This window comes from Flavobacterium sp. GCM10023249, from assembly GCF_042653365.1.
GTDB lineage: Bacteria > Bacteroidota > Bacteroidia > Flavobacteriales > Flavobacteriaceae > Flavobacterium.
Genome location: NZ_JBHSHZ010000006.1, coordinates 270029 through 291319, shown reverse-complemented (window position 1 = coordinate 291319; position 21291 = coordinate 270029). Strand labels below are relative to the sequence as shown.

Sequence of the window (21291 nt, the reverse complement as noted above, 5' to 3'; positions counted from 1 at the left end):
ATGTCGTTACTAACTATATTCTATATACTGGCTGCGGTAACTTTAGCTACCGGATTTATGACAGTAATCAGTAAAAATCCAATTCATAGTGCTATTTATTTGGTAATGTGTTTCTTCAGTATTGGAGGGCATTATTTACTTTTTAACGCACAATTCTTAGCATTGGTGCATATTATCGTTTATGCAGGAGCAATCATGGTATTGATTCTTTTCACAATCATGTTGATGAATCTTAACAAAGACAATGAACCCATTAAATCCAAAGCCTCAGTATTTGCTGCCATAGTTGCTTTCGGTATTTTATGCTACGTAATGTTGAAAGCTTTCATCAATGCTATGCCTAAGATTGATAACTATCAGTCTAGTGGACAAGATTTTCAATCGATTAAAGTTTTGGGTAAAGTATTGTTGAATGAATACATGGTGCCGTTCGAATTCGTTTCCATCTTGTTATTAGTAGCTATGATCGGTGCGGTATTATTGTCTAAAAAACAAAAAACAGTAGAGTAACATGGGAAATATACTGAATGAGATAGGTATTGAAAATTACATTTTTTTGAGTGTACTGTTGTTTTGTATTGGTGCTTTTGGAGTATTATACAGACGTAATGCAATCATCATGTTTATGTCAATCGAAATTATGCTAAATGCCGTAAATCTTTTGTTGGTGGCTTTTTCTACCTTACATCAGGATGCAGAAGGACAAGTGTTCGTATTCTTCTCCATGGCTGTGGCTGCTGCCGAAGTTGCAGTTGGTTTGGCAATTCTGGTTTCTATTTTCAGAAACACAGGTTCGATTGATGTTGATAATTTAAAGAATTTAAAAGGATAAATACTAATGGAGAAAAATGTAGCTTTAGTATTATTGTTAGCGCCGTTATTCGGATTTCTATTCAATGTTTTTGTAGGAAAGAAAGCTGGAAAAGGTATTGTAGGTGTAGTAGGAACCGTATCCATTTTGGTTTCGTTTCTTGCCACTCTGTTTTTCTTTTCCAAACTTAATGCAAATCCGGGTCAGCCCATAGTGGTAAATTTATTCCAATGGATTACTTTGGAAAAATTCAATGTTGACTTTTCTTTCTTGTTGGATCAGTTGTCGGTATTGTGGTTATTATTCGTAACCGGCATCGGAACTTTAATCCATATGTATTCGGTGAGTTATATGCATGATGACGAAAACATGCACAAATTCTTTGCTTACCTTAATCTATTCGTATTCTTCATGATTACGTTAGTAATGGGAAGCAATTTGTTGATTCTTTTCATCGGATGGGAAGGCGTTGGATTATGTTCGTATCTATTAATCGGATTCTGGTATAAAAACCAAGACTATAATGATGCAGCTAAAAAAGCATTCATAATGAATCGTGTGGGTGACTTAGGTCTGTTAATCGGTTTGTTCATTCTGGCATTCGTTTTCGGTAGCTTGGATTATCAAGTGATCGCTGCAAATGCTTCTGATCTAAAAATTATAGCAAATAATGAAGGTTTGATTGCATTAGCGGCACTTTGTTTATTCATTGGTGCAACTGGAAAATCAGCTCAAATTCCTTTGTATACATGGTTGCCTGATGCGATGGCGGGACCTACCCCAGTTTCGGCGTTAATCCACGCTGCTACGATGGTAACAGCAGGTATCTTTATGGTGACAAGAATGCACTTCGTATTCGATTTGGCACCACAAGTTCAAGACATCATCGCCATCATAGGAGCAGCAACTGCTGTGTTAGCGGCTTCGATTGGATTGGTTCAAAACGACATCAAAAAAGTATTGGCATATTCTACTGTTTCTCAACTAGGGTTAATGTTCTTGGCTTTAGGTTTGGGAGCTTATGAAGTTGCCGTTTTCCACGTAATCACGCATGCTTTCTTTAAAGCTTGTTTGTTCTTAGGTTCTGGATCGGTAATCCACGGATTGCACGGCGAACAGGATATGCGTAACATGGGTGGTTTGCGTAAAGCAATGCCTATCACTTTTTGGACAATGATGATTTCCACTTTGGCAATCTCGGGTATTTTCCCATTGTCTGGTTTCTGGTCTAAAGATGAAATTTTAATGACAGCCTACCACGGAAATACTGTGTTATGGGTAGTGGGCTCAATCGCTTCTATCATGACGGCTTTCTATATGTTCCGTTTAATGTATTTGACATTCTTCGGAGAATTCAGAGGGACAGAAGAACAGAAGCATCATTTGCATGAAAGCCCAGCTTTAATTACGATTCCATTGGTGATTTTAGCAATCCTTGCTGCAGTAGGTGGATTAATCAGTCTACCTGGGAATAGTTGGTTGAATCATTATTTAGCACCTTTATTCAAAAAAGCTCATGAGGCGCATCATTTGGATGGAACAGCTTATGCCTTAATGGGTATTGCAACTGTAGGAGCTTTAATCGGAATTGGAATTGCTTATGCGAAATACATCAAAAAAGCAGAGGTTCCGGCTAAAGACGAAGATATCAAAGGAATTGCTTCGGTTTTATATAACAAATACTATGTAGATGAAGTGTATGACGCTTTATTTGTTACTCCATTGAAACGATTATCACACTTCTTTAGAAACTACTTCGAAGTAGCGTTCTCTGAAGCGGTTTTCGGATTCGGTAAAATTGCAGCCGCAATGGGAACACAAGGGAAAGCAATTCAAAACGGAAGCATCGGGTTTTACCTTTTGGCTTTTGTTATTGGAGTAGCGTCGATTTTAATTTGTCTATTTTTAGTTTAATAATTACGCATAATGAACGTATCAATTATACTCATTTTATTATTGTTTGGAGCTCTGGCAACGTATTTTTCCGGAGACAAATTGGCTAAATCGGTAGCTTTTATGGTAAGTTTGGCTGCTTTTGCTGCTTCAATACTTATTTTGAATCAACACAATGCCGGTGTCAATTCTAACTTTGTTTTCCATTGGATTTCAAACCCAAACATTTTCCTTGCTTCTAAAGTAGACGGATTGTCTATTGCAATGGTACTTCTTACAACCGCACTAACCGCCTTGATTATATTGTCTTCCTTCGGGAATCAATACAAAAACAGTAAAACATTCTACGCATTAGTATTGTTCATGGCCTTTGCAATGGTTGGAACTTTTATTAGTGCAGATGCATTCTTGTATTATATCTTTTGGGAATTGGCGTTATTGCCTATTTACTTTATCGCTCTAATCTGGGGTAATGGCGATGCTGAAGAACGTAAAAGAGCAATCATTAAATTCTTTATCTACACATTGGCAGGTTCTTTGTTCATGTTAGTAGCTTTCATTTATCTGTTCCAAAAAGCGGGTAGTTTGATGATAGGTGATTTGTATTTATTACAGTTAACAGAGCAAGAACAATTCTGGATTTTTGGTGCTTTCTTTTTAGCTTATGCCATTAAGATTCCTATTTTCCCTTTCCATACTTGGCAGGCAAATACTTATCAAATGGCACCATCTGTAGGTACCATGTTGTTGTCGGGTATTATGTTGAAAATGGGATTGTACAGCGTAATTCGTTGGCAATTGCCTTTAGCGCCTTTGGCTGCTAAAACCTATATGAATATTTTCTTGGCATTAAGTATTATTGGTGTGGTGTATGGTTCAATCGTTGCGCTAAAACAACATAACCTAAAAAAATTATTAGCCTATTCCTCTTTGGCGCACGTTGGATTGATTGCAGCGGGTGCTTATACTTTGTCTATTGACGGTTTGAGAGGTGCAGTACTACAAATGATTGCTCACGGTTTTGTAGTGGTAGGTTTGTTCTTTGCTGTAGAAGTGATTGAAAGAAGATTGCATACGCAGGAAATTGCTCAAATGGGCGGTATCCGAATTCTAGACAATAAATTCGCTTCTATGTTTATGATTGTGATGTTGGCTTCTGTAGCTTTACCATCAACGTTCAATTTCATTGGTGAGTTTACCTTGTTGTACAGCTTGTATAATGTGAATATTTGGTTCGCAGTAATTGCCGGAACTACGATCATACTTGGTGCAGTTTATATGTTGAAAATGTTCCAAAATGTAATGTTAGGTGAAGCGAATGCGAAACCTTTCGCATCAATATCCGTTCAGGAAACTGTAGTGTTTGTTGTAATTATTGCTGTTTTATTGTTTTTCGGTTTGTACCCAAAACCAATCAATGACTTGATTACACCGGCTTTACAGGAAATTGTAGCCAAGATTAATTTTAATTTAAATATGTAATTTCTGAAGTGAATTCAGATTTATAATAGAGAAAGAATGAATACATTAATAGCGATATCAGGATTAGGAGTCATCAGCCTTATAGCCGAAATTTTTAACGGGAGAAAAATTATTGTTCCAGTTGCAATTGTTGGGTTGTTAGCTATTTTAGGATACAATGTTTGTGAACAGAATGCGTATGGCTTTTTCTTCAACAACATGATAGTTGTTGATAAGTTTTCTGTCGCATTTACAAGTTTATTTATTGTAATCACTGTTTTCTTGATTGCGCTGAGTCAAGAGTTTTACAAAGACAGACCAACAACTATTTCTGATTTTGTGGCCATCAAAATATTCTTGTTGGCAGGTGCTGTAGCAATGGTGTCTTTCGGAAACTTGGCGATGTTCTTTTTAGGTATCGAAATCTTATCGGTAGCTCTATATGTGCTGGCAGCAAGCAAAAGAATGGACTTACGTAGTAACGAAGCAGGAATGAAATACTTCTTAATGGGTTCTTTTGCTTCAGGTATCATCCTTTTTGGTATAACACTTATTTATGGTGCAACGGGTACTTTTGATGTAATGTCAATCTATCAAATTACGCACTCAACAACCTTTCCATTATGGTATTACTTAGGTATCACCATGTTGTTAATTGGTATGTTATTTAAAATAGCCGCAGTTCCTTTTCATTTTTGGGCTCCGGATGTATACGAAGGCTCTCCTGCTTTAACCACGGCTACAATGAGTACTTTGGCTAAAGTAGTTGCTATGACAGCGCTTTACAAATTGGTCGTAATTTTATTGCCTTCTCAAACGTATGCCTTCCAATTGATTATTGTTGTGGTTGCCGCGTTATCAATGATTGTCGGGAATATCATGGCACTTCGTCAGAATAATGTGAAACGTATGTTTGCCTTTTCAGGAATCTCTCATGCCGGATTCATGGTGTCAACCTTGTTGATTTCAAACGATTCCGCCAATGTTTTATTCTATTACGCTACAGCGTATACTATTGCTGGTTTAGCATTCTTTGCGGTGCTTTTATATGTAACAAGCGAAAAGAAACATGAAACAATTGATAGTTTTAATGGTTTTGGGAAATCACATCCATTATTAGCTTTAGTAATGACTGCTTCATTGTTATCCATGGCAGGTATTCCAATTTTATCTGGTTTCTTCGCAAAATTCTTCTTGTTGAATCAATTGGTGCAAACGGGTTGGTTGGTACTAGTTATCATCGCTATTATAGCCTCTATTATAAGTGTGGGATACTATTTCCGAATCATTTTAGCAATGTATACCAAAGAAGAAGAAGGTCAAATGGCACCGATGCCTATAATTTATTATATCGTTGCGGTAATCGCATTTGCAGCTACATTAATAATTGGTGTTTATCCAAGTGCTGTTTACAATTTACTAGGTTAATATTATTTTAAATATTCTAAAGGCGCTCCTTGAGCGCCTTTTTTATTCCCATGCCATAGAATATTTACTTTTTTAACATGATAATGTATATTTGCCAAAATTTTCCTATGAAACTTTCTGTAGTATTCGCCTTCTTATGTATTCCTTTTGTAGCTTTTTCTCAAAGTAATACGCTGAATCATTCCGAATATCTTGTCTTGCGAGATAAGATCAAAGGTATGTTAAACACTAGTGCGGATAGCGCATTCGTCTATGCTGTCAGAATGGAAAAATCAAATAACAGTGCCCATAAGGCATTTGCTTATGGTGCAAAGTCCTATTTGCTACAATATAAAGGGGATAGTATTGCCTCCAAAGCCAATGCTTCTCTTGCTTTCAAGTATCTTAAAAGTGTACCGGCTGGCATTGAAAAGGACAGACTCGAAAGTTACCTTTTAAATTATAAAGGGCTTTCCGAATGGAAAAGAGGCAACCTCAATGAGGCATTACTTTCGTATTATCAAGGTAAAAAGTTGTCCCAAAAAATTGGCGATATCATTCAGGAAATCAAATTTTATAACAATATCTCTTCTATCTATAATGATATCAAAAATTATCGGCTTGCCATAAAAACAGCAAGAGAATCCGATCGCTTAACCGATGCTAATTTTCATCTTTACGATACCAAAAAATACAATCAGAGCAAAACAACCGTAAGTTATAAACTAGCTTCTTTCTATGATAATGAGTACTTTATTCATGAAAATAATCGTGTTTTGCTGGATTCAGCCGAGTATTATTACAAACGTACATTGGTGTATTCTGATCATACAGTGACCAATAATACGACTGCCAAATTAAATTTGGGTAAAATTTATAACTACAAAGGCGATTTTATTCAAGCTGAAAAAATATACCTTGGATTGTTGAAAATGAACAAAGAGGGCTTAACTCAGGATAACTTCAAATACCTTAACTTGAATCTGGGAGAGCTTTATTTTAAGCAAAAAAAATACCAAGAAGCGCTAAGATGTTTCCAACAAGTAGATTCAGTGCATGTCATCAACGCTAACAGTCCTGTAGCATTCAATTGTTCTAATTATTTTCAGGCGAAAATCTATAATCTTTTGAAGAATCATGAAAAAGCATTGGAACATTCCAAGATTTTTCTAGTCAATTATGATGCTACCGAATCGAAATTGTTGCAGGAAGCCTTGGAGGTTAATTTTAGTGTCGGTAAAAAGCAATCGATTCAAGAAATTCAGGAAATCGAACGCAATAATGGGAATTATATCTTTTGGAAAAGAATAGTGTTTGCTTTAACCGTAATGTTGGTTATTCTTTTAATAGGTTTTCTGATTTGGAAAAACCACCAAAAGAAAAAGGACAATCAGAAGGCAATGTTGCTTATCGAAGAATTCAAACGCCAAATCGAAAAGAGTCAAAATAAATCTGAAAAGGAGGTGCTTCCCAAAAGAGAAAGCGCTACATTAAGTATAGATGAGGAAAAAGAAGATTTGATCGTTAAAAAATTGACGGAACTAGAAGAGAAAAAAGTGTTCCTAAACCAAGATTTTACGCTGCAATTTGTGGCCAAAAAGATCAAAACAAATACGGCTTATTTGTCTCATGTAGTCAATAAACGTTTTGGAAAAAGTTTCAGCGAGTATGCCAACGAATTGAAAATTAATTATGTGATTAATGAATTGATCACTAATCCAACGTATCGCAAATATTCTACACAAGCCATCGCCGAAAGTGCCGGCTTTAAAAAAGCAAACTCTTTTACAATTTCTTTCAAAAAAAGAACCGGATTAACTCCGGTTCAGTTTGCAGATAAAATTGAATCTGATTATTACGTTTAATTATGGATTGGTAATAAAATCCGGTGTCGGATCTATAAAACCTTTTCTTGGTGGTGGTGGTGGGTCTTGTGGTGCCGTTGGATCGTTAGTGTCTCCAGGGTCTCCTTGTGGAGGTACAGTCGTGCCTCCTCCTCTAACATGAAGCATTGCTAACCGGTTTACTGCCGCCGTAGTAAAGTCGGATAAGGTTGGTTTTTTTTTGTTCATCGGAATAAGTTTTAATGTGTCAAATGTAACGCAATTGTTGTTTGTAATCTGCAATTGAATCAATATGTCTTTTCGTACATTTTCTTTTTTTTGTTACTAGTATGTTTTTCATTGAATTGCGCTATTTTAGAGCCTGTTTTAATTTATAAATTATGGGAGTTATAATTTATAAAAAGTTGAAATGCTCCTTTTTTTTTCTTGCTAAACTCACCAATATTTGCCTTGGAATTCAAAACAAAATGGCATTTTAAAAATCTGAATTCATTTAAAAAAAATCTCTTGATCAAGGCAGACATAACATCCAAGTGTCTTTAAATGTTTGGAGTTTGAACCAATTAAAACGAACTAATTATGTTACAAAACATCATGAAATTAGACGGAGCTGAAGGCTTGTCTAAAAAAGAACAATTGAATATCTCTGGTGCTGGTAAAACACCTCCTTCTTTATGTGCAGAACCACTACTACTTTGCTCTAATGAAAGAACATACGATCCATGCGCACCATTTTCTCCAACTAATTATCCTTGTTAATTCTGGAAGCTATGTTAAAAAACATTTTACAATTAGACGGAGCCGAAGGCTTGTCTAGAAAAGAACAATTGAATATCTCTGGTGCAGGAAGAACACCTCCTTCTTTATGTGCAGAACCAGCGCAATGGTGTAATGCTGATAGATGGTACGATCCTTGTGCACCTATAAGCAAATACAACTATCCTTGTGGTGACTAATATGCAATGTTAATTGTATAATAAGGTTATTGATTATTGAAAGCCTCTTTCTATAGAAAGAGGCTTTTTGTTTTCTTTTGGATCAGTCAATCGCACCTGTTTTTTATGTCTCTTTTCGTAAAAAGTGACTTTTCCGTTTGTATCCTACCAGTATAATCGCATTCTAATGTTTCCTTCTAGTGCTTTTACCTGGCTTTTTGGGAAACGACTTTTTTTTCTTCAATCCGCTTGTAAGCGGCTTCTTACAATACAAAACAAGGGTATACAATTTACAAATTGTCACAACTACCGTTTTTTTATCTCCTAAAAAGATCAAATATTTGACATCAGTATTGCAATCCTTAATTCATTGTTATCAGCTATTTTTAAGGATTGAATACAAGTTAGTAGTAATTAGATTGCACAACTTTCATAGCAGTTCGCTGTTTGAATCATAAAAATATTCCAGGCCAAGGATCAGACATAGTTCCCAAATGTCTTTAAATAGATTGGGTGTTTGTAAAATTTAAACTAAAAAAACATGTTAAAAAGCATTTTAAAATTAGAAGGAGCTCAGGAATTAAACAATGACGCTCAAAAAGGAATCATGGGTGGAGCAGGTTGTAGCTCGAATCCATTAAGAGTTTGTCCTCCGGTTTACATCAAAGGTGCTGATTTCTGCTGTTATAAATTCGATCAGATTTCATAAAATCCTAACCAATGCGTTACTTGCAAACTTTATACTGTTAAAGTAGTCAAGTAATGGTGTAATTGAATCAAGGCTGTCTGAAAGTAATTCAGACAGCCTTTTTGATTGTTGTGTTTTCATTTTTCTTGCATCCCATCGAAATTATTTGCCTTTCATCCGATTATAGGTAGCGAATGGTATTTTGTAAGAATTTTGGCACAATGTTGGTTAGCTCATAAATCTATTAATTTAAAACTATTAGTTATGAAATCATCAACAGAAAACAGTTATGGAGCCCGAATCGGGAATGCGGAAAGTTTAGTAACCGCTCTACAAGGCTTCAACAACTACCAATCACCCAAACCCGAATTGAGTATCGAAGGCTTCCGAAACCTAATTAACGATCTCAAAAACCAAAACACCCAAATCGCTATCCACAAACAAAATTACTCCCTGGCGGTCGAAGCCAGAGTTAAAATCTTCGAAAAAGACCAATATTCTGTTAGCCGAATTCTTTCTCCTATCAATGCCACCGTGAAAGTAAATTTTGGTAAAGAAGCTAAAGAGGCGACTAACGTTGCTGGTATCATTGCTAAAATAAGAGGTTCTATCAGCAGAACAATAAAAAGCACCGAAGGGAATTTTGTAAGCCAATCCCAGCAGTCGTACAACTCTAAAATTCAGTTCTTTGCCGATTTGATTGCAAATCTTTCGACCTTCGAAAATAATTATGCGCCAAGCCGTAACGAACTATCCATCGTAAATCTTAACCGATTGTATGAAAATGCAGTTAACACCAATAATGCTGTAATGGATGCTTATTCACTGTTTATCCGTAATAATGACATAAGGGTAGATGCTTATGAGGTTATATCCAAAACAGCAACTATGATTAAAGAAAATGTAAAGGCTCAATATGGTTTCAATTCAAGCGAATATAACTTGGTCAAAAAACTGAAGATTTAAACATTTTTATTTGATTGTGATGCATCTCCCTGTGCTACTGATAGTATTTGGGAGATGTTTTTTTTATAGGTTGTTTTATGCCGAAATATATTCGGTTGTTGTTTGGCCTTGTAATTTTCTTGAAAAGTGAATATTGCCGCTTGTGGAGCCTCGATTGCTGCTTGTGGAGCCTCGATTGCTGCTTGTGGAGCCAATGTTGTTGCTTGTGCAGTCTCGATTGCTGCTTGTGAAATGGATAGTACTGCTTGTGGAACTTCGATTGCCGCTTGTGGAATCAATATTGCTGCTTGTGGAGCCTCGGTTGTCTATTGTGAAGACAATATTGCCGTTAGTGAAGCCACTATATTTTATTGTGGAGCCAATATGTTTTATTGTTGTATCTTAATTGTTTTAAGATGCAGGTGCTATACACTAAGTAATAGGTGCTAGTTACTAAGTACTAAGTACTCTTTACTAATCACTAGTCACTCAATTCCTGTTTTCCTCTTTCAGCTTCGCTATTTTAGAATCAATAACTTCAATGTCGTATTCAATATCAGAAATCGTGTTTTTGTAATTGTTGTATTCCTTATACGCGCCCCAAATAAAAATGATACAAAAGAATGTGCCTACAAAAAAAATATAGTTTTCTCGGCCCACTGTTTCAGGGATGCTCTTACCTCTGCCTCTGCTTGGCATAATAGAAAGTAGAAGGGTGGTGAAAATAAAAACAGGTAGGGCAACAAACAATTTAATCAGGAGTTTGTACTTAGTTCCTTTATGTTGTGCTAACGCTTCCTGTAGATCTCTTTTGTCTTGTTCTAATTGCAGTAAGTCACGCATTTTATTTTCTTTGTTTTTAAGAACCAAAACAAGTTATGAACTCATAACTTATAACTCATAATTCATAACTTCTACAGGTTATCCGAAGCAAACCACTCCGCAAACGAAGTCTCGGTCTCTTGTAAACGTAAAGAATGTAGCTTAACACTTTCCGGAAGTCTTTTCTGAATCTTTGCAGCAAAGTCAATCACCATGTTTTCACTGGTTGGCTGATAATCCACTAAAATAACATGATGTCCGCGTGTTTTTAATTCGTTGGCCAATTCAATGTGTGGAGTAGTAGCATTGAATACCGTAGCGTGGTCGAATACGTCCACAATATCTTCCTTAACGATCTTCTTTAAATCTGAAAAATCAATTACCATTCCGTACTTTACATTCGTACGATCGGTTATAGGAGTACCAATTACCGTTACCGATAGTTTGTAACTGTGACCGTGTACATTTTTACATTTACCGTCATAACCGAATAGGGCATGACCGGTTTCAAAATTAAACTGCTTGGTAATACGTATTTTACTCATGATATAAATATTGATGCAAAGGTATAAAAAAAGAAAGCGTCCGCAAATACGGACGCTTTATACTTTATGTTCTGTAAAGACTATGCTTCAAATGGAACTACAGAAACGAATGATTTGTTATCACCTTTCTTCTGGAATTTCACAACACCGTCAACTTTAGCATGTAAAGTGTGATCTTTACCCATGTAAACATTTTCACCTGGATTGTGTTTAGAACCTCTTTGTCTTACAATGATATTTCCAGCAATAGCTGCTTGACCACCATAAATCTTAACACCTAAGCGTTTCGATTCTGATTCTCTACCATTCTTCGAACTACCGACACCTTTCTTGTGAGCCATGATGTTTTGGTTTTATAAGTTAATATTATTCTTGCGTATCTTCTTTTTTGGCTTTAGTAGCTTTTTTCTTTGGAGCTGCTGCTTCCTCAGTTACTGCTTCTGCTTTTGGAGCTGCTTCCTTCTTAGGAGCTGCTTTCTTAGCACCTGCTGCTACGATACCCTCAACAATAATCTGTGTTAATGATTGACGGTGACCATTTCTCTTTTTGTAACCTTTTCTTCTTTTCTTTTTGAAGATGATTACTTTGTCTCCTTTTAAGTGTTGTAACACTTTAGCTTCTACTGAAGCACCTTCTATAGCTGGGGCGCCTAAAGTAACGTTTCCGTTATCGTCTAATAAAAGAACTTTGTCAAAAGAAACTTTTGAACCTTCTTCACTAGCCAAACGGTGAACATACACTTTTTGGTCTTTGCTTACTTTGAATTGTTGCCCTGCTATCTCTACGATTGCGTACATAACAATAATGTTTATTAAAATTTTAAGTGCGCAAATATACAACTTTTTATTATATAGACAACTTTGTTTGATAAAAATAATGGTAGACTACTGATTTCGAGTATTTTTAACCCAATTTTCATTTTCAAATCTTTCAATTTACCTTTGTGGCTCAAATATTACACCATGATTCTTACCGATACACACACCCATTTATATTCTTCTCAATTTGCCGATGACCGTGCTGAAATGATTCAGAATGCCATCGATAAAGGAGTTACTCGCTTTTTTATTCCAGCCATCGATTCTTCTTATGCGCAACGAATGTTCGACTTGGAAGCGCAATATCCTAATAATGTCTTCTTGATGATGGGACTGCATCCTTGTTATGTAAAGGAAAATTATCTGGAAGAACTGGCTTTCGTAGAGGAACAGTTCGCTCAAAGAAAGTTTTTTGCCGTCGGTGAAATCGGAATTGATTTGTATTGGGATAAAACAACTTTGGATATACAGAAGATCGCTTTCCAACGCCAAATTCAATTGGCGAAAAAATACAAACTGCCTATTAATATTCATTGCCGTGATGCTTTTGACGAAATCTTTGAAGTGCTGGAACTGGAAAAAGGTGACGATTTGTTCGGAATCTTTCATTGTTTCTCGGGCGATTTGGAACAGGCGCAAAAAGCAATTGGCTACGGAATGAAGTTGGGTATCGGCGGTGTGGTGACTTTTAAAAACGGTAAAATCGATCAGTTCTTAGCGCAAATCGATATCCAGCATATTGTTCTGGAAACCGATTCGCCTTACTTGGCTCCTGCTCCTCACCGCGGGAAACGTAACGAAAGTGCGTATGTAACTTTGGTGGCGCAAAAGTTGGCCGAAATCTACCAACTTCCTATCGAAGAAATCGCTCGAATCACTACCGAAAACGCAAAAGCCGTTTTCGGAATATAACGCTGCCTTTACAAAGGTTTCAAAAATTATTCGTTCATTTGTAGTAGTAATTATTCTGGAAATGTCAAAATTCGATGCCATTCGACCTTATTATGATGCCGAAGTAAATCAGGCCATTCAAAACGGAATCAATCATCCTATCATGAAAGCGATGATGCAGTTCACGTTCCCTGATGTTGATGAAGAAGTTTGGAAAGCGCAGTTGAGAAAAACACACTCAATACGCGATTTTCAATGCAACTTTATTTATGAATCCATTCAAAAAGTACTACAGAAAAGTTCTGACGGTTTAACTACTTCAGGCTTCGAAAAACTGGAACCGAATACCGCTTATTTGTTTATCTCCAACCATCGTGATATTATATTGGATACTTCGTTACTCAATATCGCACTATTCGATTACGGTTTGGTAATGACGGCTTCAGCTATTGGCGATAATCTGGTGAAAAAGGACTTCTTACGTTCGTTGTCCCGCTTGAACCGAAACTTTGTAGTGCAACGGGGTTTGTCACCAAGAGAATTACTACAAAGCTCTCACTTAATGTCGGAATATATCGAACAATTGTTGCTTCGTGAAAACCGTTCGGTTTGGATTGCCCAACGCGAAGGAAGAACGAAAGATGGTAACGATGCCACGCATTCGGGAGTGTTAAAAATGTTATCCATGGCTGCTGCCGGTAGAGATGTGATTGATTATTTTAAGAAAATTAAGATTGTGCCGATTTCCATTTCGTACGAATACGATCCTACCGATGCATTAAAAATGCCACAGTTAATGGCAGAAGCGAATAATGAAGTGTATATCAAAAGTTCCAATGAAGACTTTAATAATATCTTGCGTGGTGTCTTAGGACAAAAAAGAAGAATTCATATCCATGTTGGTGATGTTTTGGATAAGGAGTTGGATGCTATTAAGGAAGAACATTTGAATACAAATAAACAAATTCAGTCTTTAGTCCAATTGATTGACGACTCTATATTACAATCGTATCGTTTATGGCCTACCAATTTTATCGCCTACGATATTTTAAATAATACAACTCGTTTCCAAGATAAATATACAGACCAGGAAAAGTCGTTGTTCCAACGTCGTTTGGATATGCGTATCGACAAACAGAATCAACAAATGTATGAAAGTTTCCTAGCGATGTATGCGAATCCTGTTGTCAACAAATTAAAGTACCATGACAACCTCTAATCCAACTATTTTATTGATTTATACCGGTGGAACCATTGGTATGGTTAAGGATTTTGAAACAGGTTCTTTAAAAGCATTCAACTTTAATAAATTACTGAAAAGTATTCCGGAACTGAAGTTGTTGGATTGTGAAATTGCAACGGTGTCTTTTGATACACCAATTGATTCGTCCAATATGAATATTCAGGAATGGGTGAAGATAGCTTCGATTATTGAAACCAATTATAACGAATACGATGGATTTGTGGTGCTTCACGGTTCTGATACGATGTCGTATTCAGCTTCGGCCTTGAGTTTCATGCTTGAAAATTTGGGTAAACCTGTTGTTTTTACCGGTTCACAATTGCCTATTGGTGATTTGCGTACCGATGCCAAAGAGAATTTGATTACTGCGATACAGGTGGCTTCGCTACAGCATAAGGGAAAACCAGTAATTGCTGAAGTTTGCCTCTATTTCGAATACAAACTCTATCGCGGAAACCGTACTACGAAGATCAGTGCCGAACATTTTAATGCATTTACGTCACCCAATCTGCCTTGTTTGGTAGAGTCCGGTGTGCATTTGAAAGTAAATGAAGAAATTCTGTTGAAGGCCAATGGGAAGCCACTCGATGTACATACGCAATTTGATGATAATGTTGCGGTGGTAAAGTTGTTTCCTGGAATCAATCAAAATGTCATGAAAGCGCTGCTTTCTGCTCAAAACTTGAAAGGAATTGTACTGGAAACGTATGGTGCAGGTAATGCGCCAACCGAAGATTGGTTTGTAGATTTGTTAGCCGATGCAATCCGCAAAGGAATATATGTGGTTAATGTAACACAATGTTCAGGTGGTAGCGTAAACATGGGGCATTATGAAACCAGTTCTCAATTGAAACAAATTGGTGTGATTTCTGGTCAAGATATTACTACAGAAGCGGCCATTACGAAGTTGATGTACTTGTTAGGGCAAAATGTAGCGCCATCGGTTTTTAAAACCATATTTGAAACTTCTTTACGTGGTGAGATGAATTAATTCGTTTTGTCCTTTTTTTTCTGAAAAAAAATAGATTTCTTTGCAATCCCATAATAGAGAGGTGTCCGAGTGGTTGAAGGAGCAAGCCTGGAAAGTTTGTATGTGGGTAACTGCATCGAGGGTTCGAATCCCTTCCTCTCTGCAAAGTAAAAGCCTGACGTAACAGTCAGGCTTTTTTGTTTCCGGAATGTGATGAAAGTTTTACTTTCTAAAGCATCCAGGGAACAAAAAAGTTGGTGGCTTTGAAAAAGCTACTTGTTTTGACTTTGTGTTTTTTACTTTTTCAGGGATGAACGTAGTTACTCCCTTCCTCTCTGCAAAGTGAAAGCCTGACGTAATTGTCGGGCTTTTTTGTTTTCCTGATTGGAATGTTTTACTTTAAGTGTTTTGGGCTATGGGGCATGAATGGTTTTGTATTTGCTAGGAATGGAGGTAAGACTTGCAGTGTGTGTTTTTGTTTTGCATAAATGGCATATACACGACATATATCAAACTTGTCTGTTACTGTTATTCCAGATTTACTAGAGAGGTAATGCAGTTGACTATTTTAAGAGTAAGAATAAAAAGAAGAGGTTTGAAAGAAGAGGTTTTTAAGGTTTGAAGTTTTCTTTTACTACTGATTTAAATTTACATTGTTTGTTTAGTTTTGTTCTTTAATTCGGAAAAAAAATGAGAGTCTGTTATACAGGAATTGTTCAATAGGAATGGATTTGAATTTGATGGAGGTAATTGATTTTCATAGTGGTTTTGAAGGCGAAAATGAGATTGTGCTCTCATTTGTTAACGGGAATGAGATTGTTGCTTTCAGGATGTGGGAAACCTATTTCGGGTATCTTATCAAAGCAATTCAAGTTCAGGATTACATGCATTTGCTCAATACTTTTTTTCGATTTATAACACTTCGGTAGGTGGCTGGTATGATCAGGATGAGTGGGAGGTTGTCGATGTGAATTTGTTTAGGAGCCAGTTAGTATCTGTAGATGTAACTCAACTGGAGAGTGCTGAGAGCGATATACTGAATCTTTTTACTGTCTCTTCTGAATACTCCTCAAAAGAATGAATTAAGAATCTTTATTTCATTACAATAAAGTTTGTAAAAGTAAAATGTATTATGGAAAAATATACCGATAAAATTGTAGTTGGTCTTCTTGTGATTTTTATGTTTATGTTTGTTGGGGAAAAAGATTACTGCAACGTAGAGGCAGGCAAAAATGAAAAGTGCACCATAGGTAAATATGTTGCCCGTGACAGATCTGGGAAAAACCCATCTAATTACTTTTCATATTATATAAATGGCACAAAATACAGAGCTGATGGTGGGGACGGTCCTAATGGTTTTTACTATAGCAGTATTAGGAAATTTTTCAGAATTTTGTATTCAGAGGTGGATCCCAGAAGTGTACGTCCGATGTATTGTGAAGAAGTGACGGATACTACAGAACTATTAAAAGCTGGATTCAGTATGAACGAGATTTTAAACAAGCAGGAGATTGATTTGTTTCCATAGCTAAAAAGAAACGATACTAAGAATTACGAATCAGCGTTATCGGTTTTTTGTGAAGTAGCACGGATTACATCCGAGTGAAGCGAACTGATGAAGTAAATCAGCACTATCGGGATTTTTTGACGGATCCTGCCAATCAATAAATTTATAATTTTTTAAGTGGAAATGATTAAAAAAAGTATATCTCTTATTTTAGTTTTTGGGATTCTTTATTTTGCTTATTTTTTAATGCGTGAGCATAGCGACAGAATTCAAAAAGAAATCCAGGAGAATAAGGTATGCAGTGTGGGGATGGTTTTTGCCATAGATAAAAAAGGCAAGAATGACAATATAAAATATTATGTCATTCATGAAAGGTTGATGTATGAACTTAGTGAGACATTGCCTTCCGATGAAGAGGGTGAAGACTATCGGAATAAATATTTCAAAATTGAATTCTCTTCAAAGCACCCGAAGTATTGTAGGATTTTTTTAGATCAGGAAGTAACGGATCAGGATGAAATCAGTAAAGCCGGGTTTTAATCTTTATACTGATAACAAATCAATAAAAATATAGGTAAAGAATTATCGCTTTCGTATAAGTTGTACACAAGCAGATATGTGCTAGTTTATAAGTACAATTTCGGTATAAAGTTTTTCGCTTTTGGTGTTGTAATCGGATAGTTTAGAGAATGCGATGCTCTTTATTTTGCCCACATTGTGGTTGTTTTCTAGTTTGTTGATGAATTTCAGGGTATTGTTGAACTTCCCTTCAACAGTCAGGATATAGTAGAAGGTGTTTTTGTTGTCCTTGGTTGCTGTGGGTTCCTTGAAATCATGAATGTTTATTCTGGTTTCCAGACATAATCTATCAATCTCTTTCAGGAGGAAATTCTGGAAGTTTTCTTTTTTAGTTCCGGTAATTTTGAATTGCTGAATCAGTGCGTCTGCCTGTTTTTCCTTTTGCAGTAACTGCTCTACAGAAATTCCGTTCAGTGCGTTTTCCACCAGTGCTTTCTTTTCTTTATTTTCCTTACGGGAATCCATTGTCTTTGAAATTGCAAAATGATAAGCAAGATAAAAGACAGTGAAAACACCCAAAAAAAGAATTTTATTTTTATTGTTTATTTTCATCGATTCCTATTTGTAGTTCGAAAAGTGTTTTGTTTTCTTCGTTTTTCCCGTATTTGGAGATATTGACTTTTGAGATAAAATCCAGACTTTCCAATTTTCCGATCCATTTTGTAAAATCGGCAGTACTGTTTGAAGTCCCCGAAATGCTGATAGTATTCTCTTTGAAAAGAAGATTGGTGGGATCCTCATTTTTTGTTTCCATAGGATTAAAATGCAGAGTAGTCAGTGCTATTGTACCCGGCACCAGTCTGGTGATTGAAGCAATTTTGCCAGATTTCTTTACCGTGGCGTTATGGAAATATTCTTCAATTGAAAGTTCTTTTTGCGCCACTCTTTTTTTGATTTGACTGGTGTTCAGATTTGAGGAGTTTGTACTTTCTATCTGTTTGTCCAATTCTGAGTTTGCTTTGAAATAGCTGTTGAAGACCAGAAAATTCACCAATAGTACTACCAGAAGAAAATATACCGCTCCGGTTAGTACTTTTCGGAACAGTCTGCTTTGAAGGAAGTTGTCTTCCAGTTCTCCGTTTTTAATTTGTAATTCACCCGAATTGGCGGTAGCTGATAAGTAACTTACAATACTTGCAAAAGACAATAGTTGCGTGTTTCTGATTTCTAGTCCGTTTAGATGATACAATACAGCGGTTGTTTTGGCTATTTTAGTCAAGATGTTGTCCTCACCAATCAAAGCAATTGTATGAATGTTGGTTGTTATGCTGGTAGCCTCTGAATATTTTTGGATTAGCTGCATGTTGGAATTTCCTAGACTCAGATGAATGATCGGGATATCGTTTTTTTTGAAAGTCGTTAGAATCTCTTCTATGTGTGATTTTCTACCTATCGAAATGATGCTCTTGGTTTTTAAGCGCCATATTTGATAATAAAACTCATTGAAATTTAAGTTGGGAAAATGCTTTTGAAGTAATTTAGAATCGTTTGGGTCGTTGTCAGCTACTTCCTTTTGGATTACTAAATTGGTATTGATTGTTAGGAAATAAGGCGTTTTGTTGTCGAGACTTTTTAGAGTAGTGTCGTTAAAAGTTCTCATGTCTTCTTTAAAGATAGACAACTCGTCTTTTTTCTGCACGACTTCAAGTACGGCTATTTTCTCCTGTGCATCAGAAGAAAATAGCTCGAGCCCTATATACTTTTTGCCAAGCAAGCTTTTTTTTAATCCGTTAGATTTCATTAATAAATAACAGTTGGCTTGATTAATACTGTTAGTTTCTTCTTAGAGTCTTCCCTTTTTCTTGAGCTGAAGAACCATTTTATAATTGGAATTCTTGACAATAGAGGAACGCCCGATCCTGAGTCGTTTTTCACTTTTTCTTCAAGACCACCCAATACTACTAAATCCTGGTCTTTCACTCTGATAATCGAAGTGAATTCCCTTGAATTTATACCAGGGGGAGCGTCTTTGTCTACTTTTTGGCCGTTAAAGCTAGATTGAATTACTTTGATGTCCATGGTTATTTGTCCGTCACCTGAAACCAAAGGCATGATTGAAACGGAGAGTTCTGCATCGATAGGCTGGTAATTTTTAATTTCCGAAGCCTGAGGTATTTGCGAGCCATAGAAATTTTGGTTAGTTACTACGTAATAAGTTGTTTCACCAATAGATAAAAAGGCTTTATGACCGTTTAAAGTAGAAAGTCTTGGAGTGGATCTGATTTTTACATTTCCGTTTGCTTCCAATGCTTTAAGGCTAAGGTAAAAGTTAGGGACTACACTGCCGATGTTAAGTGATCCGAATCCATCAAAATTATTAATTATTTTATTGATTGTCTCAGCACCTAAAGTAATGTCTGCTCCAGGGAAAACACTACCTTTAGTAGTAACCGGTTTGTCACCAATACCTGCACTGATTCCAGTTTCTACTATTGCGTTTCTATTGTTTTCAAGTAACATTACTTCGATTAGTACTACAGGAACTGGTTTGTCGATATATTTGACAAACGATTCAAAACGGGCGATGTTCAATTCCGGTCCACTTACGATAAAGCTGTTCAGCTCTTTGTCTACCCGGATATCCAAATCCTTTTTAATTTCATCCGGAACGATGGATATGATCGATTCAGATGAAGAAGAACCACCAGATGCTCCTGAAGAACTACCGTAATTTGTATTTTGATTTGACGGATTGTTACCATAGGAAGAGGTATTGTTGTAGGATGAATTTGTGTCGGAATTTCTTTGACTGTTACTGCTGTTCCCGTAGTAATTGGTGTAATTGCCCGAATTATTGCTAAGTCTTCCTGAGCTTCTGCCGTCAGAACCTCCCGGATTGCCTAAAAGTTCAATAGAGCGGTGCATAAGCGGAACCGTACGGATGCTTCTCAGGGTTAACTGATTTTTCAATCCGAAATAATACAGAAGGCCGTTTTTCTTGAAGCCATAATTGTCTTCACTGCCCGACTGGTTTGAAGATGCAGGATTTCTTCCTTCAAATAATTTAGTCAATAAGTTATCGAAAGTAATGTTTTTTGCTTTGAAAGTAGCGTTACCTGCGCCTTCCATTGGGTTGGAGATGTACATGTCGATACCTAATTCATTTCCGATATCATAGATAATATTTGAAACCGGCGTGTTTTCGAAGTCTACTTCTAATAGTTTTTTATCCTGATCGATTACATTAAAGAAGAAATTGGATTTTCTAGAGCGTACTGGTTTGTTTTGTCTGGCAGCTGTAGTGTTTCCTTTTTCTGTATTTTGGTCGAAGTTGTAATTGCCTTCTAGTTCATCAATTAGGTAGAAGTTATCTTTTGATTTTGTTACTGCCAAATTGTTACCATAGGCAATTTTATTCAGTGCTGCTTCAAAAGGCATGTTTTTGATGTAGCTGGTTAGTAACTTGTTTTCAAGTCCGGGTGCAAAAACCAGGTTTTTTCCACTTGCATCCATTATTTTCTTGAATGCATCATATAATTTGTCGTCTTTTAGATCAACCGACAATAGATTTTCTTGTGCATTGTAATCGACAAGAATTGGTTTTATTGTTGGTCTTTCAACCGGTCTTTCGTAGGTCTTTATAGAAAGAATATTTCCGGTAAAGTCGATACTTAAATTGTATTCCTTGCATAAAAACACCAAAAGATCGGCCACGGTCACATCGGTAAAGTTATTGACAATGTTGATTTGGTTCAATTGAGGAGCTACGCTCAGGTTTATTTTATGTACTTCGGAAACTGCCAATAGAAAGCTTGTCAAAGTGGTTTCTTTGATATTGATGTTAACTTTCTCGGTCAATCCTGGAGAGTCGGCTGAAATTGCTTCAATATTGTTCTTTATATTTTGAATTCTTGCGTCTTGTGAAAAGACATTTAGGCTAGAAATCAAAAGTAAAAGCCCTATTATTTTTTTCATAAATTTTGTATAAAGT

Annotated in this window: 25 protein-coding genes and 1 tRNA gene; 17 read left to right on the top strand and 9 right to left on the bottom strand. The window is 36.3% G+C overall.

Going from position 1 to position 21291, the window contains the following annotated elements:
* From ACFO7M_RS02855 to ACFO7M_RS02830, 6 genes are all read left to right on the top strand, one after another.
* Complete coding sequence (locus ACFO7M_RS02855) at nucleotides 1-510, top strand: NADH-quinone oxidoreductase subunit J (RefSeq protein WP_379718296.1); 510 nt, start codon at nucleotides 1-3, stop codon at nucleotides 508-510.
* Between the two features lies 1 nt (nucleotide 511).
* A complete protein-coding gene (gene nuoK, locus ACFO7M_RS02850; RefSeq protein WP_379718298.1) occupies nucleotides 512-832 on the top strand; it encodes an NADH-quinone oxidoreductase subunit NuoK in 321 nt (106 codons plus the stop codon).
* A gap of 6 nt (nucleotides 833-838) precedes the next feature.
* The gene (gene nuoL, locus ACFO7M_RS02845) at nucleotides 839-2725 is read left to right on the top strand and encodes an NADH-quinone oxidoreductase subunit L (protein WP_379733937.1); all 1887 of its coding nucleotides are present in this window, start codon (nucleotides 839-841) and stop codon (nucleotides 2723-2725) included.
* Nucleotides 2726-2737: 12 nt separating this feature from the next.
* Nucleotides 2738-4186 carry a complex I subunit 4 family protein gene (locus ACFO7M_RS02840; protein WP_379718302.1) on the top strand — a complete coding sequence of 483 codons (1449 nt, stop codon included), beginning with the start codon at nucleotides 2738-2740 and terminating at the stop codon, nucleotides 4184-4186.
* A gap of 36 nt (nucleotides 4187-4222) precedes the next feature.
* Complete coding sequence (locus ACFO7M_RS02835; protein ID WP_379718304.1) at nucleotides 4223-5593, top strand: NADH-quinone oxidoreductase subunit N; 1371 nt, start codon at nucleotides 4223-4225, stop codon at nucleotides 5591-5593.
* 107 nt (nucleotides 5594-5700) lie between these two features.
* A complete protein-coding gene (locus tag ACFO7M_RS02830; protein WP_379733935.1) occupies nucleotides 5701-7437 on the top strand; it encodes a helix-turn-helix domain-containing protein in 1737 nt (578 codons plus the stop codon).
* Here ACFO7M_RS02830 and ACFO7M_RS02825 read toward each other — a convergent pair whose 3' ends face one another.
* A complete protein-coding gene (locus ACFO7M_RS02825) occupies nucleotides 7438-7584 on the bottom strand; it encodes a hypothetical protein (RefSeq protein ID WP_379718308.1) in 147 nt (48 codons plus the stop codon).
* 411 nt (nucleotides 7585-7995) lie between these two features.
* On the opposite strand from ACFO7M_RS02825, the gene ACFO7M_RS02820 reads away from it, so the two are divergent.
* The 4 genes from ACFO7M_RS02820 (at nucleotide 7996) to ACFO7M_RS02805 (ending at nucleotide 10005) form a co-directional block, all read left to right on the top strand.
* Complete coding sequence (locus ACFO7M_RS02820) at nucleotides 7996-8175, top strand: hypothetical protein (protein ID WP_379733933.1); 180 nt, start codon at nucleotides 7996-7998, stop codon at nucleotides 8173-8175.
* A gap of 11 nt (nucleotides 8176-8186) precedes the next feature.
* Entirely contained in the window at nucleotides 8187-8372 is a 186-nt protein-coding gene (locus ACFO7M_RS02815; protein WP_379733931.1) for a hypothetical protein, read from the top strand.
* 520 nt (nucleotides 8373-8892) lie between these two features.
* Nucleotides 8893-9060, top strand: coding sequence for a hypothetical protein (locus tag ACFO7M_RS02810; protein WP_379733929.1), 168 nt, complete (start codon nucleotides 8893-8895; stop codon nucleotides 9058-9060).
* Between the two features lie 243 nt (nucleotides 9061-9303).
* The gene (locus tag ACFO7M_RS02805) at nucleotides 9304-10005 is read left to right on the top strand and encodes a hypothetical protein (protein WP_379733927.1); all 702 of its coding nucleotides are present in this window, start codon (nucleotides 9304-9306) and stop codon (nucleotides 10003-10005) included.
* On the opposite strand, the gene ACFO7M_RS02800 is transcribed toward ACFO7M_RS02805, so the two are convergent.
* The 5 genes from ACFO7M_RS02800 to rplU all read right to left on the bottom strand — a co-directional run bounded on the left by ACFO7M_RS02800 (nucleotide 10002) and on the right by rplU (nucleotide 12149).
* Nucleotides 10002-10283 carry a hypothetical protein gene (locus ACFO7M_RS02800; RefSeq protein WP_379733925.1) on the bottom strand — a complete coding sequence of 94 codons (282 nt, stop codon included), beginning with the start codon at nucleotides 10281-10283 and terminating at the stop codon, nucleotides 10002-10004. The two genes, ACFO7M_RS02805 and ACFO7M_RS02800, sit on opposite strands and share 4 nt — an antisense overlap.
* Nucleotides 10284-10473: 190 nt before the next feature.
* Nucleotides 10474-10827, bottom strand: a complete 354-nt coding sequence (locus tag ACFO7M_RS02795; protein ID WP_379733924.1) for a hypothetical protein — start codon at nucleotides 10825-10827, stop codon at nucleotides 10474-10476.
* Between the two features lie 71 nt (nucleotides 10828-10898).
* A complete protein-coding gene (locus ACFO7M_RS02790; protein WP_379718322.1) occupies nucleotides 10899-11351 on the bottom strand; it encodes a 6-pyruvoyl trahydropterin synthase family protein in 453 nt (150 codons plus the stop codon).
* Between the two features lie 80 nt (nucleotides 11352-11431).
* Complete coding sequence (gene rpmA / locus ACFO7M_RS02785; protein WP_023573269.1) at nucleotides 11432-11692, bottom strand: 50S ribosomal protein L27; 261 nt, start codon at nucleotides 11690-11692, stop codon at nucleotides 11432-11434.
* Nucleotides 11693-11717: 25 nt separating this feature from the next.
* Nucleotides 11718-12149, bottom strand: coding sequence for a 50S ribosomal protein L21 (gene rplU, locus ACFO7M_RS02780; protein WP_379718324.1), 432 nt, complete (start codon nucleotides 12147-12149; stop codon nucleotides 11718-11720).
* Nucleotides 12150-12314: 165 nt separating this feature from the next.
* On the opposite strand from rplU, the gene ACFO7M_RS02775 reads away from it, so the two are divergent.
* The 7 genes from ACFO7M_RS02775 (at nucleotide 12315) to ACFO7M_RS02745 (ending at nucleotide 17321) form a co-directional block, all read left to right on the top strand.
* A complete protein-coding gene (locus tag ACFO7M_RS02775; RefSeq protein WP_379718326.1) occupies nucleotides 12315-13082 on the top strand; it encodes a TatD family hydrolase in 768 nt (255 codons plus the stop codon).
* 61 nt (nucleotides 13083-13143) lie between these two features.
* Entirely contained in the window at nucleotides 13144-14280 is a 1137-nt protein-coding gene (locus ACFO7M_RS02770) for a 1-acyl-sn-glycerol-3-phosphate acyltransferase (protein WP_379733923.1), read from the top strand.
* Nucleotides 14267-15295 carry an asparaginase gene (locus ACFO7M_RS02765; RefSeq protein ID WP_379733921.1) on the top strand — a complete coding sequence of 343 codons (1029 nt, stop codon included), beginning with the start codon at nucleotides 14267-14269 and terminating at the stop codon, nucleotides 15293-15295. Before ACFO7M_RS02770 ends, ACFO7M_RS02765 begins: the two co-directional genes overlap by 14 nt.
* A gap of 55 nt (nucleotides 15296-15350) precedes the next feature.
* A tRNA-Ser gene (locus tag ACFO7M_RS02760) sits at nucleotides 15351-15437 on the top strand.
* Nucleotides 15438-15999: 562 nt separating this feature from the next.
* Nucleotides 16000-16203: a hypothetical protein gene (locus tag ACFO7M_RS02755; protein ID WP_379733919.1), complete on the top strand. Its 204-nt coding sequence runs from the start codon at nucleotides 16000-16002 to the stop codon at nucleotides 16201-16203.
* A gap of 203 nt (nucleotides 16204-16406) precedes the next feature.
* Complete coding sequence (locus tag ACFO7M_RS02750) at nucleotides 16407-16802, top strand: hypothetical protein (protein WP_379733917.1); 396 nt, start codon at nucleotides 16407-16409, stop codon at nucleotides 16800-16802.
* A 225-nt stretch (nucleotides 16803-17027) separates the two neighbouring features.
* Nucleotides 17028-17321: a hypothetical protein gene (locus ACFO7M_RS02745; RefSeq protein WP_379718339.1), complete on the top strand. Its 294-nt coding sequence runs from the start codon at nucleotides 17028-17030 to the stop codon at nucleotides 17319-17321.
* 81 nt (nucleotides 17322-17402) lie between these two features.
* Here the strand turns inward: ACFO7M_RS02745 and ACFO7M_RS02740 are convergent, their stop codons facing one another.
* From ACFO7M_RS02740 to ACFO7M_RS02730, 3 genes are all read right to left on the bottom strand, one after another.
* Complete coding sequence (locus ACFO7M_RS02740; RefSeq protein WP_379733915.1) at nucleotides 17403-17825, bottom strand: hypothetical protein; 423 nt, start codon at nucleotides 17823-17825, stop codon at nucleotides 17403-17405.
* 70 nt (nucleotides 17826-17895) lie between these two features.
* A complete protein-coding gene (locus ACFO7M_RS02735) occupies nucleotides 17896-19101 on the bottom strand; it encodes a hypothetical protein (RefSeq protein ID WP_379718345.1) in 1206 nt (401 codons plus the stop codon).
* A complete protein-coding gene (locus ACFO7M_RS02730) occupies nucleotides 19101-21275 on the bottom strand; it encodes a type II secretion system protein GspD (protein ID WP_379718347.1) in 2175 nt (724 codons plus the stop codon). Before ACFO7M_RS02730 ends, ACFO7M_RS02735 begins: the two co-directional genes overlap by 1 nt.
* Nucleotides 21276-21291 lie beyond the last annotated feature (16 nt).

Excerpts from the sequence above, each read along its gene's own strand:
- ACFO7M_RS02855 (WP_379718296.1), top strand. The coding sequence starts at position 1 with ATGTCGTTACTAACTATATTCTATATACTGGCTGCGGTAACTTTAGCT.
- nuoK (WP_379718298.1), top strand. The coding sequence starts at position 512 with ATGGGAAATATACTGAATGAGATAGGTATTGAAAATTACATTTTTTTG.
- nuoL (WP_379733937.1), top strand. The coding sequence starts at position 839 with ATGGAGAAAAATGTAGCTTTAGTATTATTGTTAGCGCCGTTATTCGGA.
- ACFO7M_RS02840 (WP_379718302.1), top strand. The coding sequence starts at position 2,738 with ATGAACGTATCAATTATACTCATTTTATTATTGTTTGGAGCTCTGGCA.
- ACFO7M_RS02835 (WP_379718304.1), top strand. The coding sequence starts at position 4,223 with ATGAATACATTAATAGCGATATCAGGATTAGGAGTCATCAGCCTTATA.
- ACFO7M_RS02830 (WP_379733935.1), top strand. The coding sequence starts at position 5,701 with ATGAAACTTTCTGTAGTATTCGCCTTCTTATGTATTCCTTTTGTAGCT.
- ACFO7M_RS02825 (WP_379718308.1), bottom strand. The coding sequence starts at position 7,584 with ATGCTTCATGTTAGAGGAGGAGGCACGACTGTACCTCCACAAGGAGAC.
- ACFO7M_RS02820 (WP_379733933.1), top strand. The coding sequence starts at position 7,996 with ATGTTACAAAACATCATGAAATTAGACGGAGCTGAAGGCTTGTCTAAA.
- ACFO7M_RS02815 (WP_379733931.1), top strand. The coding sequence starts at position 8,187 with ATGTTAAAAAACATTTTACAATTAGACGGAGCCGAAGGCTTGTCTAGA.
- ACFO7M_RS02810 (WP_379733929.1), top strand. The coding sequence starts at position 8,893 with ATGTTAAAAAGCATTTTAAAATTAGAAGGAGCTCAGGAATTAAACAAT.
- ACFO7M_RS02805 (WP_379733927.1), top strand. The coding sequence starts at position 9,304 with ATGAAATCATCAACAGAAAACAGTTATGGAGCCCGAATCGGGAATGCG.
- ACFO7M_RS02795 (WP_379733924.1), bottom strand. The coding sequence starts at position 10,827 with ATGCGTGACTTACTGCAATTAGAACAAGACAAAAGAGATCTACAGGAA.
- ACFO7M_RS02790 (WP_379718322.1), bottom strand. The coding sequence starts at position 11,351 with ATGAGTAAAATACGTATTACCAAGCAGTTTAATTTTGAAACCGGTCAT.
- rpmA (WP_023573269.1), bottom strand. The coding sequence starts at position 11,692 with ATGGCTCACAAGAAAGGTGTCGGTAGTTCGAAGAATGGTAGAGAATCA.
- rplU (WP_379718324.1), bottom strand. The coding sequence starts at position 12,149 with ATGTACGCAATCGTAGAGATAGCAGGGCAACAATTCAAAGTAAGCAAA.
- ACFO7M_RS02775 (WP_379718326.1), top strand. The coding sequence starts at position 12,315 with ATGATTCTTACCGATACACACACCCATTTATATTCTTCTCAATTTGCC.
- ACFO7M_RS02770 (WP_379733923.1), top strand. The coding sequence starts at position 13,144 with ATGTCAAAATTCGATGCCATTCGACCTTATTATGATGCCGAAGTAAAT.
- ACFO7M_RS02765 (WP_379733921.1), top strand. The coding sequence starts at position 14,267 with ATGACAACCTCTAATCCAACTATTTTATTGATTTATACCGGTGGAACC.
- ACFO7M_RS02755 (WP_379733919.1), top strand. The coding sequence starts at position 16,000 with ATGGATTTGAATTTGATGGAGGTAATTGATTTTCATAGTGGTTTTGAA.
- ACFO7M_RS02750 (WP_379733917.1), top strand. The coding sequence starts at position 16,407 with ATGGAAAAATATACCGATAAAATTGTAGTTGGTCTTCTTGTGATTTTT.
- ACFO7M_RS02745 (WP_379718339.1), top strand. The coding sequence starts at position 17,028 with ATGCGTGAGCATAGCGACAGAATTCAAAAAGAAATCCAGGAGAATAAG.
- ACFO7M_RS02740 (WP_379733915.1), bottom strand. The coding sequence starts at position 17,825 with ATGGATTCCCGTAAGGAAAATAAAGAAAAGAAAGCACTGGTGGAAAAC.
- ACFO7M_RS02735 (WP_379718345.1), bottom strand. The coding sequence starts at position 19,101 with ATGAAATCTAACGGATTAAAAAAAAGCTTGCTTGGCAAAAAGTATATA.
- ACFO7M_RS02730 (WP_379718347.1), bottom strand. The coding sequence starts at position 21,275 with ATGAAAAAAATAATAGGGCTTTTACTTTTGATTTCTAGCCTAAATGTC.